We start from the raw sequence: 14,347 nt of genomic DNA, 5'->3' as shown, positions 1-14,347 counted from the left end.
GGCGATCCATGCGAGCGTGGCCCGAGGCGGCTGCATGTAGGCCGGCGCTCGTCCGCGGCCGGATCGGTCGCGCCCCGCTCTCCCTGGATGGACGGGCCCCGGTCCGTTCGCGCACAACGAGGCCCGCCCGGCCGGGGAGCGGCCTGCACATCGACGCGCTGGTTCTGGTGGTGCGCCGCGCCCTCGAGGACGGTGAGCTCGACGAGGCGCTGGCGGCGGCGATCGTGGCCGAGGCGCTCGCACAGGCGCTCGGCGAGGGTGGCTCGGACGGCCGCGCAGCCGCTCGCGGCCGCCTCGTCGGAGTGAGGCTTCACCAACCGGCCGACGATGAGCTTGATCGACGAGGGGTCCCGGCACAATCTCTGCCCGTGCCCGCCCGGCCTGCCATGATCGACCAGCGCAGCTCGCGCTTGCAGGCCGCGTATTGTGAGTACATCGCCGAAGTCTTCCCCGGGATCGATTTCCGCCGCTGGTGCGAGTGGGGCGAATGGAGCGACGACTACCGCGCGTTCGCGGTGGTCGAGGACGGCCGCGTGATCGCCAATACCTCGGTCAGCCGCATGCGCCTGCGCGTGCAGGGCCGGGACATCATCGGCTATCAACTCGGCGCGGTCGGCTGCCTGCCCGGGCGTCGCGGCCGCGGCCTCGCGCGCGCGACGATGACCGCCGCTCTCGCGCATTGCGGCGATGCTCCGGTGCTGCTGTTCGCCAACGAGACGGTGCTCCAATTCTACCCGCGCTTCGGCTTCGCGCCGCGACCGCAACACGTCTTCAAAGCCGAGCACGGCGCCGCCCCGGGCCCCGCTCCCGCGCCCGTCGTCGACCTCGCCGATCCGGCCCGGCGAGCGAGCTTCCGGGCCCTGGCCGCCGGCGCTGCGCCGATCAGCGACCGCTTCGGCGCGCGCGACTACGGCTCGATCGCCACCTGGTACGCCGCCAACGGTTACGCCAGCCCGCTGCGCGCGTTGAGCGAGGACGCCTGGGTGTTCGCCAGGATCGAGGGCGACGTCCTGCACATCGACGACATCGTCGCGCGCGCGCCGTTCGACCTGCGCGAACAATTGCCGCGCCTGATCGATCGGCCGATCCGGGCGCTGCGCTTCGGTTTCACCCCCGACCTGTGGTGGCCGCAGGCCCAGCCCGTCGAGGTGGAGGCCGACGCCTACCTGTTCGTGCGCGGCCTGACCATGCCCGCGCTGCCCGACCGCTTCCCGGTGCTCGCGCGCACCTGACCGCGTGCCTCAGTTCTACCGCGACCGTGAGCCGCCGAAGCAGCGCCGGAGTCCGCGCAATGCACGGGCGAACCAGCCTCGAGGGCGCGGCTCGGTCAGCGTCTCGTCGGGCGACGGGGTCGCGGGCCCCGGCGCCGCGGCCAGGACCTCGGGAGTGATGTAGAGCGCGCGCATCGCCACGCGGCCCGGCGCATCCATGCCGAGCGAAGCGAACGCGTTGGGGGCGAACACCCCGAGCGCGCGGCTGCGAAAGGTCAGCGTGCACCCCTCGTCCGAGCGCCAGTACTCCGGCGTCAGCAATCGCGCCGCCAGGTCGGCGTCGTCGGTGAGCGGCGTGACGCGATAGCTGATCCAGAACATGTCCTCGAAGCGTGGATCGTCGAGGTACGCGACCACGCGGTCCGCGAGCAGGACGTCCCAGCCCTCCGACCGCCCGTGATCGGTCGCCTTCAGCCGACGCCTGTGCTGGACCGCGCTCACGAACAGCATGGCGAGCAATTACGCGGCCGGGGCCAGGCGCGCCGCGGGGATCCGGGCGGCGATCAGCTCGCCGAGGAACTCGCTGAACGGAATGCCGACGGCCGCCAGCGCCGTGCGGAAGCCCGAGCCCGGGCCGAGGTCGGGGTTGGCGTTGACGTCGACGATCTGGACCACGTCGGCGGCGAGGCGCAGGTCGAAGCGGCAATAGCCGGTCATCCCGAGCAGCGTGGCCGCCCGCGTGCACGTGGCGACGAGCTCGGCGTGCAGCGCAGGCGCGAGGTCGGGGACGATCCGGCTGATGGTGGCCTGGGCCTCGCGCGAGGCGACGTCCCACTTGGCGGTCCAGCCGACCACGCGGCGCTCGGGCACCAGCGTCGGCGCGAACACGATCTGCCCCGGCGGCAAGGCGACGAGGCCGCGCGCGCCGGCGTGGTAGAGCGCGAGGTTGTATTCGGGGCCGTCGATGAAGGTCTCGATCAGCGCCGGCTGATGGTGGCGCGCCCACACCAGGCGGGCCCGGGCCAGCGCGGCCTCGGCCTCGCCGCACACGCTGTCGCCGTCGATGCCGACGCCGCCGCCCTCGCGCGCGGGCTTGACGATCACCCGGCCCGAGGCCGCGCGCGCCAGCAATTCGCGGATGTCTTCCAGGACATGTCCTTCCGAGCAGCCCGGAGCGACGGCGAACCCGGACGGGGTGGCGACGCCGGTCTGGCGCAGGAACTGCTTGACGAACGGCTTGTCCTGGCAGAGCGCCAGCGTGACCGGATCGCAGCCGCAGCAGGGGATCCCCAGCATGTCGAGGCCGAGCGACAGGTGGGCCTCGAAGCGGGTGCGACCGACGGCCCCCTCGCACAGGTTGAAGACGACGTCGGGCGCGACCTCGCGGACGGCGGCGAGCGCGGCGGGCACCGAGTCGCCGATCGGCACCAGCGTGCAGTCGTGCGCCGGCGCCAGCGCGGCGTGGATGTCGCGCGCGGTCGCCGACAGCTCGTGGGCGCCGAACGACCCGGCCTGACCGTGCGGATGCGAGGGAGACGCGACGTGATAGGTGATGGCGATCCGCATGGGGGGCTCCAGCGAGGGATGCGAGGGATGCGAGGCGACTAATGGGGGTGTTCGGGGCAGGACCAGCGGGCGATGGCGGCGCCGATGATCCGGCCGATCAATTGCTCGTAGGACCAGCCGTGACCGCGGGCGATGATGACGAGGTCGCTGCTGACCGGGTGCAGCCCCGGCAGCGGGTTGACCTCGATGAAGTTGGGGTCGCCGCGCCGGTCGCAGCGGATGTCGATGCGCGACAGGTCGCGGCAGGCGAACACGCGGTGGACGTCGAGCGCGAGCGTGCGAATGGCGTCGAGCCGGGCGGCGTCGAGGCGCCCCGACTGCAGCAGCTCGTCGGCCATGACGTAGCGGACCTGATTGAGGTAGTCGCGCTTGACCTCGAGCGAGTAGACGAACGCCTCGCCGTCGGGCTCGCGCGGGGTCACCTGCATCACGCCGACCACCTCGGCCGCGGCGCCGTTGCCGATCACGCCGACGGTGAACTCGTCGCCCGACAGGAACTCCTCGATCAGGACCGCCTGGCGGTAGTCGCGTTGCAGCTGGGCGACCCGCTCGCGCAGGGCGGCCTCGTCGCGGCACACCGAGTTCTTGCGGATGCCCATCGACGAGCCCTCGGCGACCGGCTTGACGAACAGCGGATAGGTCAGGTCCACCGCCCCGAGCGCCTCGTCGGCGCCGACGATCTGGAACGGCGCGGTGCGGATCCCGTGGGCGGCGGCGAAGATCTTGGCGACGCCCTTGTCGAGCGCCAGCGCCAGCGAGAACGGCCCCGAGCCGGTGTTGGGGATCCCCAGCACCTCGAGCACCGCCGGGATCTGGGACTCGCGGCCGCGCCCGCCGACGCCCTCGGCGAAGTTGAACACGCCGTCGATGTGGCGCTCCGCCGCCCGCCCCTCGAGCGCGGCCAGCATCCCCGCGCCCCAGCCGAGCCGCTCGACCTCGTGCCCCAGGCCCCGCAGCGCGCGATCGATGGCGTCGACGGTCTCCACCGAGTCGAACTCCTCGAAGCGGTCGATCGGCTCGCCGGGCTGCGGACCGAGCTCGGGCTTGAGATTGAAGGTCAAGCCGAGCCGCATACGACCTCCGCTGAAACCACGCCCTGTGCCAGGCGGGACGAACGACCTACCACCGCCGCGGCCGCGACCGCAGGCGAACAAAACTCGGACGATGCACCCGGAGGTTCCAATGTGGCGTCTCGGCGGCGAGAACCATAGCCAAGTCGCCGCCGGTGGAAAGAAAAAACTTTGCAAGACCGCAAGGCCGCCCGCTGCCGCGGGGCGACACCGGATGACCGCGGGTTTCCGGAGGTCACGCAGGAGCCGGCGCATCCCGGTGCGAGTTCGCGCATGTCTTACCATTCTCGGCGGGGCGCGCGCTGTTGCAATTGTAGGTACCGCGGCGGCCGACGTGCACGCTGTTCCGCCCGCGAATCGACGGATGTGCCCGAGCGAGGTCCGCGGTATCGCGGCACCGGGCCGAGCCGGAGATCGACGCTTAAGCTCGGCCGGCACGACCGCCGGGCGGACGCGGACCGGCAGCGGGGCGACGCGGTCTGGCGCCCGCAGGACGTCCACGACCGCCAGTCGACGACGACGGCGCCCTCCGATCGTGAAGGATCGGGTCCGACTCGCGGGGGCTCGCTGCCGACAATTTCTTAATATAGAGGTGCGGCCACCGACCCTCTCGAGCGGCCTCGCCAGTTCTCCCCAGGCGGCCCGTCGCTCGTCCCATTCGCGCCGTGCCGGCGGGAGGCTCCCGGGGCGAGGGCTCTTCGAGAAGATCCGGTCGCGGACCCGGCGCCCGGGACCGCTGCGACGCGGCCGCGGATCGCCGGCGCCGGACAACCATGAGACGCGGCGGCGGACGAGGTCGCTGCGCACATTGCGACCACCAGGCCCCCGAGGCGACGCCCTGCTCCCGCAGCGGCCGGCATCGTCGCCTCGACGCCGCCACAGCCAGCAGCGGCCGCGGGGCGACTACGCTGAAAACACCATGACGGCCGCCCCCGATGCGCTGACTTGCGCCGACGACGCCGGGCTCGTCTACGTGACCGACGCCCAGGCCGGCATCCGTCGCCGGCGCGTCGGCAAGGGCTTCGCCTATAGCGACCCGCGAGGTCGACCTCTGCGCGACGACCTGCAGCTGGCACGGATCCGCAAGCTGGCGATCCCGCCGGCGTGGACCGACGTGTGGATCTGCCCCGACCCGCGCGGGCACATCCAGGCCGTCGGACGCGACGCCCGCGGCCGCAAGCAATACCGCTACCACGCGCGCTGGCGAGAGGTCCGCGACAGCACCAAGTACGAGCGCATGCTGGCGTTCGCGGCCGCGCTGCCGGCGATCCGCGCCCGCGTCGATCGCGACCTCCGCCGCCCCGCGCTCGACCGCGACAAGGTGCTCGCCGCGGTGGTGCGCCTGCTCGACACCACGCACATCCGGATCGGCAACCCCGAGTACGCGCACTCCAACGATTCGTACGGGCTCACCACCCTGCTCGATCGCCACGTGAAGATCCACGGCGCGCACCTCGAGTTCCGCTTCCGCGGCAAGGGCGGCAAGCTGCACCGCGTCGGCCTCGACGACGCCCGCCTGGCCAAGATCGTCCGCAGCTGCCGCGACGTGCCCGGGCAGGAGCTGTTCCAGTTCTACGACCACGCCGGCGAGCACCACGCGATCGGCTCGGCCGACGTCAACGCCTACCTGCGCGCGTGCTCCGGCAGCGAGTTCAGCGCCAAGGACTTCCGCACGTTCGCCGGCACGGTGCTGGCGGCCGAGGAGCTGTGGCGAGCGGCGCGGCCGGAGCACAAGGGCCGGCGCAAGCAGGCGATCACGCGGGCGATCGAGCGGGTCGCCGACTGCCTCGGCAACACCGCGACCGTATGCAAGAAGTGTTACATCCACCCGTCCGTGCTCGAGGCCTACGAGGAGGGCGTACCGCTGCCGACCGGCGCGCGCGGGCCCCGGGCCTACACGGCGCTGCGCGCCGAGGAGCGCCGCGCGGTCGCCCTGCTGCTGCAGTGGCAGGCGACCGCCGGCGAGCGCACGCTGCCGGCCCGCCTCGCCGCCTCGCTGAAGCAGCGCCGGCGCCGGCCGGTCCGCCGGGTCGCGCCGCCGCTGCGCCAGGCCGCGTGATCATGGCTGCGCGAATGGACATGTCGCATGGAACATGCCCTTCAAAGCATGCTCTCCAGGTCATGCCCCCGAGGCCATTTCGGCTCAGGCCCCGGCCTTGCGCCGCAGCCCCGCCTGCATGCAGGCCAGCAGCGCCTCGCGCAGGGTCGACAGGGTGGAGATCCGGCCGAGCTCGACGCCGAGCGAGATGATCGAGGAGGCGACGTCGGGGCGGACGCCGACGACGATCCCGCGGGCGCCGAGCAGCTGGACGGCGCGGACCAGGCCGATGATGTGCTGGGCGGTGCCGGTGTCGACGACCTCGACGCCGGTGAGGTCGATGATGGCGAAGCGGGCGCGCAGGCGGCCGATCGCGTCGAGCAGCAGCTCCTGCATGCGCATGGCCTGGCCGGTGTCGATCGTGCCGAACAGCGGCATCAGCACCACGCCCTCCCACACCTCGATGATCGGGGTCGAGAGCTGGCGGATCGCCTCCTGCTGCGCGGCGATGATCTCGAGCTTGTCGCGCAGGCTGGCCTCGGTGCGTTTGCGGGCGGTGGCGTCGAAGAAGAAGCCGCGCCGCAGGTGGGCCTCGCCGCGGGCCTGCCGGGCCGCGCGGATGCTGTGCAGCCACAGCTCCTCGCCGCCCTGCGCGCGCACGCGGAACTCGAGCTCCCGCGCCTCGCCGCCGCTGCCGGTGAGGTGCAGCTCGAGCGCGTCGCGATCGTCCGCGTGGGTGATGCCGGGCAAGAAGGTGGCGTCGGCGGTGAAGCGCTCGCCGCCGTGGCCGAGCAGCGCCTCGACCTGGGGGCCGATGTAGGTGATCCGGCCGACCGTGATGTCGGCTTCCCACGGGATCGCGCCGGCGCTCTCCACGAGCTGGCGCATGCGGTCCTCGCTCTCGCGCAGGCCCTGCTCGACCTGCTTGCGCTCGCGGTTCTCCCGGGCGAGGTCGCCGTACAGCGAGGCCACCGCCAGCGAGATCGCGGCCTGCGCCAGCAGCAGCTCGAGCACGGCCGTGCGCTGCGGGGTGAAGGCGCCGCTCATCCAGTTGTTCTCGAGGTAGAGCACGCCGATGAGCCCGCCGCCGCGGACGATCGGCACGCACAGCACGCTGCGCACCTGGCCGCGCGCGAGGTGCGGGTCGGCGGCGAACAGCGGGCTCGTGCGCGCGTCGGTCAGCAGCACCTGCTCGCGCGTGCGGCGGACGTACTGCACGATCGACAGCGCGAGCCCGTCGCCGCCGGCCTGCGGCCGCGGCTCCGGCAGCGTGACCTCGACGCCCTGGTCGCCGGTGCGGGCGCCGGCGGCGACGACCAGGCGCTCGCGCTCGAGCAGCAGCAGGTGGCCGTTCTGCGCCCCGGCGTGCTCGAGCACGATGTGCATGAGGTTGCTGAGCAGCTTGTCCTGCATCAGCTCGCCCGACAGCGCCTGCGTGGCCTTGACCACCGCGAGCGCGTCGACCGACAGCCACTGCGAGCCGGGCGGCGTGATCGGCCCCAGCTCGGGCACCCGCGTGGCCAGCTGCGCGAGCTTGGCCGACGCGCCCCAGCGGGCGTAGAGGCCGCGCGCGCGCTCGAAGTAGGCGACCGCGGCGATGCCGAGCCCGAGCGCGCGCGCCAGCTCGCCGGCGCGCTCGCAGGCGATCGCCTCGATCGCGAGGAACGAGTCCTGCGCGGCCGCACGGGCCGCCGCCTCGAGCCGCGGCAGGGCGTCGGCGCTGCGACCCTCGAGGCGCAGCAGCTCGGCGCCCAGCAGCTCGGCGCGGGCGCGGAAGTTGGCCGGGCAGCGCGCGGCGAGCCGCTCGCTCAGGGCCGCCTGCACGCGCACGCGCTCGAGCATCTCGGCGCGGCGGATCGGCTCGCGGTCGGCGACCGCGGCGGCCACGAGGGCGCCGTAGAAGTCGCCGTCGGCGCCGAGGAAGGTGCCGAGCAGACCGTTGCCCTTCGTCGCGGCGAACCGCTCCGCGGCCTGCAGCGCGCCGGGCAGGTCGCCGAGCAGGTAGAGCCGCTGCATGCGCAAATAGTGGTGGGTGCCGAGCGCCGAGCCGACGACCTTCGGGCCCGGCTCGACCGCGTCGTCGACGTCGACCCGGGCGCCGCGCAGCCGCGGCAGCTGCGACAGCACGACCTCGGTGGTCATCACCGCGATCTCGTGCTGCATCTGCACGTAGCTGGCGCGGTGACGCGTCCACTGCTCCTCGACCTGGCTCAGGCTGTCGCCGCGGCACAGCAGCAGCGTGTCCTGGCCGAGCAGCGCGAACGCGCCGTAGGCCGAGAGGTCGCCGGCCTCGATGCCGGCCTGCTGCCCGGCGCGCAGGTGGGCCAGGATCTGCGGCAGCGGCTCGTGCCACGGCCCGGTGAACCACCCGTAGATCGTGCGCACCTTGGCGTGCACGCCCATGTCGGTGATGTGCTCGAGCCGGCGCAGCGTCATGCGGGCGATCCGCCCCGACATGTCGTGCTCGCCGAGCACGGTCACCAGCAGCAGCGCGAACGAGGCGTAGCCGACCACCGAGTCGCGCGTCTCGCCGTGGACCAGCGACAGCTCGACGAGGCGCAGGATGATGATCGAGAACAGGACGATGTCGAGGTAGAAGCTCGACGGCAAAAGGCCGACCAGCACCGACGCGGCGACGCGGCGCGCCGGGTCGGCGACCGAGGTCGCGTGCTCGAGCGCCTCGATGTCGAGCGCCGAGAAGCGCGCCACCGCCGCCTCGATCATCGGCCCGAACGCGGACAGCCGCGCCTCCGAGGTGGCCGGGATGTCGACGCCGAGCTCGCGCAGCGCCAGCATGCCGACGTCGATGCTCTCCTGCATGCGCCCGACCGAGTAATAGAGGCTGATCTTCAGCGCGAAGATCTCGGCGCGCTCGAGCGGGTCACGGGCGTGCGAGAGGGCGGCGTCGAACAGCCGCTCGGCGACGTCGTTCTCGTTGCACAGATATGCGCATTCGGACAGGTCGCGGTGGAGGTCGAAGGTCAGCTGGAAGTGCGCGTCCCAGGCGTCGGCGGGCAACAGGTCGAGTGCCGCCTTCAAGTAGACGAGCGCCGAGCTGTAGGCGTTGGCCTGCTTGGCCCGCCGGCCGGCCTGGACGTCGAGGCGCGCGAGGTCGAGGCGCGCCTCCGGCTCGGCGATCAGCGCGGCCGCGGCGTTGAGGTGATTGACGACCGCGAACAGCCGCTCCGGCGCGACGTCGCTGGCGAGCGGCCCGCGCAGCTCGCGGCCGATCCGCAGGTGCACGCCGGCGCGCTCGGCCTCGGGCGTGAGGCTGTAGGCGGCCTGCTGCACGCGGTCGTGGGTGAACTTCAGCTGCCCGCCGCGCGCGACCACCAGCGAGTGGGTCAGCGCGGGCGCGAGGTCGGCCAGCACCGCGGCCTCGTCGCGGCCGAGCAGCGCGGCCAGGGTCGCCGGGGCGATCTCGGCGCCGGCGCAGGCGAGCAGGCTGAGGGCCCGCTGGGCCGCCGCGGGCAGCGACTGCAGGCGCTCGAGCATCAGCGCGACGATGTTGTCGGTGTAGCCCTTGGCCTCGATCGCGGCGAGGTCCCAGCGCCACGCGGCGAGCTCGGGGTCGAGGTGCAGCAGGCCCTCGCTCGCCAGCATGGTCAAGAACTGACCGACGAAGAACGGGTTGCCGGCCGTCTTGGCGTGGAGCAGGTTCCCCAGGCTGACGGCCGCCTCGGGGCTGCAGCGCAGGGTGTCGACCAGCAGCGAGGCGACGTGCACCGGCGGCAGCGGGGCGACCACGACGTCGCTCACGCGCACGCCGGCGCTCTGGATCTCCGCCAGCGCGGCCGTCCACGGGTGCGACGGCCCGATCTCGCCGTCGCGGTAGGCGCACACGACCAGCACGTGCTCCACGTCGGGGTGGGTGAGGATGTGCTGCAGCAGGCGAATGCTGGCGGCGTCGGCCCACTGCAGATCGTCGAGGAACAAGATCAGCGGCTGGTCGGGCTGGGCGAACACGCCGATGAACTGGCGCAGCACGCGGTTGAACCGGTTCTGCGCCTCGAGCAGCGGCTGCGGCGGGACCGGCGGCTGCGGCCCGATCACGAGCTCCATCTGCGGGATGATGTCGATGATGAGCTGACCGAGGTTGCCGAGCTCGCTCTGGAGGCGCTGACGCCAGGCCGTCAGCCGCTCCTCGCTGGCCGCGAGCAGCTGGCGCGCCAGCTCGCTGAACGCCTTGACCAGCGTGGCGTACGGGATGTCGCGGTCGTACTGGTCGAACTTGCCGGCGACGAACACGCCGCGCTGGCCGGTCTGTCGCCGCTCGAGCCCGTGCACGAGCGCCGACTTGCCGATACCCGAGGGCCCGCGCACCAGCGCGAGCTCGGGCGCGCCGTGGGCGACGCGCTCGCTGGCCGCCTCGAGCAGCTGCAGCTCGGCGTCGCGGCCGTAGAGGCGCTGGGAGATCCGCAGCTGCTCGGGCACGTCGCGCTCGCCGAGCGAGAACCGCGAGTCGCCGTCGCCGCGCCCGACCGCCGCGAGCCAGCGGTCGAGGTCGGCGATCAGGCCCGTCGCGCTCTGGTAGCGCTCGTCGGCCGACTTCGCCAGCAGCTTCAGCGCGATGTCGGACAGCGGCGGTGGCACGGCGCGGCGCACGTCGACCGGCGGGCGCGGGGCCTGGGCGACATGGGCGTGCGTCCAGCCGAGCAGGTCGACCGCGGCGAACGGCGGCACGCCCACCAGCAGCTCGTAGAACAGCGCGCCGAGCGAGTAGAGGTCGGCGCGGTGGTCGACCGCGTGCAGCGTCGGCTGCAACAATTCGGGCGCGGCGTAGGCGAGCTCGTCGGGGCGATGCGCGGCCAACCAATCGGCGCCCTCGTCCGCGCCGTCGAGCTCGCTCACCTCGTCGCCGGCCAGCCGGACCCACCGCGGCGCGAGGTGGCGATGGGCGCGACCCCGGCGGTGCAGCGCGTGTACGGCGGCGGCGACGCTGCGCAGCAGGACGGCGGAGCGCTCCGGGGCGAGCGGGCGAGCAGCGAGCTCGAGCAGGGTCGTGGACAAGGACGATCCTTTCGACGCGTGGGCGAACGCGGCGCGATCATCGGCCAATTGCCGCGATCCCTACAAGGGTCGAGCGAGCGCAAGAGCGCCCTCTCGCCGGGCGAATCGACGGTGACGAGTCGCGAATGTAGCGAGCGCCACGCGGTGACTGCCCGCCGTCGTGCGCGTCTCGCGGACCGCGTCCGCGAGCGCGAACCCCGGGCCGCGAATGCGCCCGCGCAGGGGTATGCATGAGGTTACCGCCGCGCCCGATCCCACCGCACATTCGTGGCATATGCCCGCGAGGGCGCCGTCCTCGGCGGAACACACTCGCTTGTCGCCGGCAAAGAACACGTTCCGGTCGCGGCGCTCGTCGAGGTCGCTTCGAGCTCGCACGCGGTGCCGCGGGCACGCACTTGTCGCATACGTGGTGACGTGAGATCCGGCAGCCGTGAATGCGGAGACGCCGAGCTCGCCCGCCGCGCGACGGCTCACGCCGATCGCCGCGCTCGCGACCGCATGAGATCCAGCACCCGCGATTGCGTCGACGCCGGGCTCGCCGGCCGCGCTGCGGCTCACGCCCGGATCACCCGGGCCGCAGCATGACTCACTCGCCGTCGCGGCGCAGGGCCAGCGACTCGCCGGCGACGGTCGCTCCGCCGTCGAGGCACAGCATGCGCACGCGGCCGCTGCTGACCGTGCGCCCGTCGTCGTCGCGGATCTCGACGCTCCACACCTGCGTGCGACGGCCGCGCTGCAGCGGCGTGGCCCGGGCCCGCAGCGTGCCGCCGCGCGTGCCCTGCAGGAACGACGTCGAATTCTCGAGCCCGACCGTCGATTGCCCGCGTGCAGCCGCCCACAGCGCCGCGCCCGAGCTCGCCAGCGTCTCCACGATCGTCGCGTAGACGCCGCCGTGGACCAGCCCGTACGGCTGCAGCAGCTGCGGCGTGACGGGCACCTCGGCCTCGACCGCGTCGGCGCTCGCCAGCGTGAACCGGAGGCCGATCAGGCGGTCGAACGCGCTGCGGTGGTCGTTGAGGATCGCCACCACCGCGGCGGCGTCGCTGCCGGCCGCGACGAGGGCGGCGAGGGCCGGGCCTGCGTCGGTCATCGCTCCCACCCTACTCCCTCCCGCGCCGCCGCAGCAAGCCGCGCGGCGCCGGCGCGGTCGCGGCGGCGATCGCGGGCATGTCCCATCGCGCATGTTCTATTCACCATGCATTTTCAAACATGTTCTATCAGCCATATCCATTCCTTTAGCCGCCGCTCGAGCCCGGCCCGACGCGCCGCTCATCGCCGAGGTGCACCGGCGCGCCGCGGGATCGGTGCGCTCTCGCGCTTCGAGGGCGGCTCGCGGCGGTTCTGCACCTGTCCTGGGGGACATCTCCTGCGGCGCGCGTGGGCCGGCTCACGCGCGGCGGGCCTCCGCCCCGCCGCGACCTCGGGGACGATGCCCGTGTGACCGCGAGCCCGCGCGACGTCAGGTTCGAGCCCGCCGACGAGTCCTTGCCGCTACCGGAGCGGCTGCGCGCCGCGCTCGCGGACCCGGCGACGCGCGCGGCCGGACTGCTGCTCCTGCAGACCCGCCTGACCGCCACCGGCGAGCCCGAGGCCCTGGCCGAGCTCGCCGCCCTGCTGCCGACCTCGCTCGCCGGCCTCGCGCCGGCGCTGCATCTGCGCCTGGCGGCGCTGTACCGGACCTTATGGACATGGCGCGAAGAACATGTCCTCCCAGACTGGCGCGCCGTCGACCCCGAGCCCGCGGTCGCCCGCGCCTGGCTGCAGCTCGAGCTGGCGGCCCTGCCGGGCGGCTTCGCCGCGCGCGAGGCCGACGCCCACGACCTCGCGGCCCTGCGCGGCCTCGCCGGCGCGGCGCTGCTCGATCCGGCGACGCTGCTGCCGATCGTGTGCGGTCACCCGCGCGACGACGTCCGGCGCGAGGGCCTGCGACTGCTGCGCGAGTGCCTGCACGCGGGCCTGTGCGCCCCGGCGCTGGCGGCCGAGCAGATCGTCGCCTTGCTCGCCGGCGGCGATGCGGCGCTCCGCCGCGACGCCCTGCGCGAGCTCGCCGAGCCGTGGGCCTGCGCCTTCCCCTGCCCGCGCGGGCTGCTGCTGCCGCGGCTCGCCGACGACGACGAGGACGTCGCGTGCGCCGCGGTGCGCGTGGCCGCGGCCCGCGATCTCGGCGCCGACCTCCGCGCGCTGGCCGAGGACGACAGCGCCGGCCCGCGGGTGCGCGCCGAGGCCCTGGCCCGCGGCATGGCCGGCTGCGAGCGCGACGCCCTGCCCGCCTGGCTCGCGCTCGCCTGCCGCGACCTCCTGCTGTTCGGCCCGGCCTGCCTGCAGGCCCTGCGCGCGCTGCACCGCCGCGCCGTCTTCGTCGGCGACGACGAGCTGCCCGCGGTGCTCGAGCTGGCGACCGGCGATCACACGCTCGACCTCGCGGAGCTGGCCGCGCTGTGCTTCACCGCGCGCAAACCACTGCTGCGCCGCCTCGCCGCGGTGCCGGCCGACGATCCGCGGTGGCCGCGGCTCTTGCCCCTCCTGTGCGCGCTCGACAGCGACGAGGTGCCGCAGCGCCTGCACGCGCTGCTGGCCGCCGCCGGCGATCGTTCACTGCGGCGGCAGATCCTCCGCGAGCTCGGCCCGCGCGGCGACCACACCAGCGAGGCCGTCGTGCTCGCGCACCTCGAACTCGAGCCGTCCGCCAGCCTCGCCGCGCTGCGCTGGCGCGGCGGCGCCGCGGCGATCGCCGCGTTGAGCGAGGGCCTCGGGCTGCACGACGAGGCCGGCGTGCGCCCGCACCTGTGCGACGTCGCGGGCGAGGCCGCCGCGCTGCTGTGGCACCTCGTCGACGCCGACGCGCCCGTGCGCGCCCGGCTGCGCGCGCGCCTGAACTTCGCGGCGCTGCCCACGGCGATCCTCCGCGACCTCGAGCACCCGCCGGCGCGCATCGACCTCGAGCTGCTGTTCGCCGGCCTGCCCGAGCCGGTCAGCGTCCGCGCGCTCGAGCGGCTCGGCCGCGTCGGCGGGGCCGCCGAGCTGCCGCTCGCGCGCGAGTTGCTGGCGCGGATCGTCTCCGAGATCGTCGCCGGCGTGTTGGTCGAGCGCGACGGCCAGCCCCTGCGGATCGAGCCGAGCCCCCTGCGCGCCAGCGAGGCCGAGCGGCAGCTCCCCGGGCTCGCCCTGCAGGCCGTGCGCCGCCTCGGCGAACGTCTCCATGCCCGCGGGGCCGTGCGCCCGGCCTGCCTGCTCGCCGCCGCCGACGCGGCCGACGCCGGCGCGCGCGTGCTCGCCGACCTGCTGCTCGACCTCGACGCCGGACCGCTCGATCCCGAGAGCCGCGCCATCGTGCTGCGCGCGCTCGCCTCGCTGCCGGGGCGGCAGATCCGTCGTCACCTCCACCGCCACCTCCGCGACCCCGATCCGCGCGTGCGCGCCGCGGCAGTCACATGTCTCTCACGACATGTCCC

Annotated in this window: 7 protein-coding genes and 1 pseudogene; 3 read left to right on the top strand and 5 right to left on the bottom strand. The window is 73.8% G+C overall.

Annotated elements, in window-relative coordinates; genetic code table 11:
- Positions 1 to 8 precede the first annotated feature (8 nt).
- A complete protein-coding gene (locus K7C98_RS36815; protein WP_224196563.1) occupies positions 9 to 1,232 on the top strand; it encodes a GNAT family N-acetyltransferase in 1,224 nt (407 codons plus the stop codon).
- A 15-nt stretch (positions 1,233 to 1,247) separates the two neighbouring features.
- Here K7C98_RS36815 and K7C98_RS36810 read toward each other — a convergent pair whose 3' ends face one another.
- From K7C98_RS36810 to K7C98_RS36800, 3 genes are read right to left on the bottom strand one after another with little or no spacing between them, the layout of a single operon-like run.
- Positions 1,248 to 1,721: a hypothetical protein gene (locus tag K7C98_RS36810; RefSeq protein ID WP_224196562.1), complete on the bottom strand. Its 474-nt coding sequence runs from the start codon at positions 1,719 to 1,721 to the stop codon at positions 1,248 to 1,250.
- A gap of 9 nt (positions 1,722 to 1,730) precedes the next feature.
- Entirely contained in the window at positions 1,731 to 2,777 is a 1,047-nt protein-coding gene (locus tag K7C98_RS36805) for a D-alanine--D-alanine ligase family protein (RefSeq protein WP_224196561.1), read from the bottom strand.
- Between the two features lie 38 nt (positions 2,778 to 2,815).
- Positions 2,816 to 3,838: a D-alanine--D-alanine ligase family protein gene (locus K7C98_RS36800; RefSeq protein ID WP_224196560.1), complete on the bottom strand. Its 1,023-nt coding sequence runs from the start codon at positions 3,836 to 3,838 to the stop codon at positions 2,816 to 2,818.
- Positions 3,839 to 4,766: 928 nt separating this feature from the next.
- On the opposite strand from K7C98_RS36800, the gene K7C98_RS36795 reads away from it, so the two are divergent.
- Positions 4,767 to 5,906: a DNA topoisomerase IB gene (locus K7C98_RS36795; RefSeq protein ID WP_224196559.1), complete on the top strand. Its 1,140-nt coding sequence runs from the start codon at positions 4,767 to 4,769 to the stop codon at positions 5,904 to 5,906.
- Between the two features lie 84 nt (positions 5,907 to 5,990).
- Here the strand turns inward: K7C98_RS36795 and K7C98_RS36790 are convergent, their stop codons facing one another.
- On the bottom strand, positions 5,991 to 10,895 hold the full coding sequence (locus K7C98_RS36790) for an AAA family ATPase (RefSeq protein ID WP_224196558.1): 4,905 nt from the start codon (positions 10,893 to 10,895) through the stop codon (positions 5,991 to 5,993).
- 586 nt (positions 10,896 to 11,481) lie between these two features.
- Positions 11,482 to 11,985, bottom strand: a complete 504-nt coding sequence (locus K7C98_RS36785; protein WP_224196557.1) for a PaaI family thioesterase — start codon at positions 11,983 to 11,985, stop codon at positions 11,482 to 11,484.
- A gap of 347 nt (positions 11,986 to 12,332) precedes the next feature.
- On the opposite strand from K7C98_RS36785, the pseudogene K7C98_RS36780 reads away from it, so the two are divergent.
- Positions 12,333 to 14,347 (top strand): annotated as a pseudogene (locus tag K7C98_RS36780) (hypothetical protein); the annotation flags it as partial.

The sequence above is a fragment of the Nannocystis pusilla genome, from assembly GCF_020073745.1.
Taxonomy (GTDB): domain Bacteria; phylum Myxococcota_A; class Polyangia; order Nannocystales; family Nannocystaceae; genus Nannocystis; species Nannocystis radixulma.
This window is presented reverse-complemented; position numbering and strand designations above follow the sequence as displayed.

Bases quoted from the DNA above. Each gene is read 5' to 3' on its own strand.
- K7C98_RS36815 (WP_224196563.1), top strand. From the start codon at position 9: ATGCGAGCGTGGCCCGAGGCGGCTGCATGTAGGCCGGCGCTCGTCCGC.
- K7C98_RS36810 (WP_224196562.1), bottom strand. From the start codon at position 1,721: ATGCTGTTCGTGAGCGCGGTCCAGCACAGGCGTCGGCTGAAGGCGACC.
- K7C98_RS36805 (WP_224196561.1), bottom strand. From the start codon at position 2,777: ATGCGGATCGCCATCACCTATCACGTCGCGTCTCCCTCGCATCCGCAC.
- K7C98_RS36795 (WP_224196559.1), top strand. From the start codon at position 4,767: ATGACGGCCGCCCCCGATGCGCTGACTTGCGCCGACGACGCCGGGCTC.
- K7C98_RS36785 (WP_224196557.1), bottom strand. From the start codon at position 11,985: ATGACCGACGCAGGCCCGGCCCTCGCCGCCCTCGTCGCGGCCGGCAGC.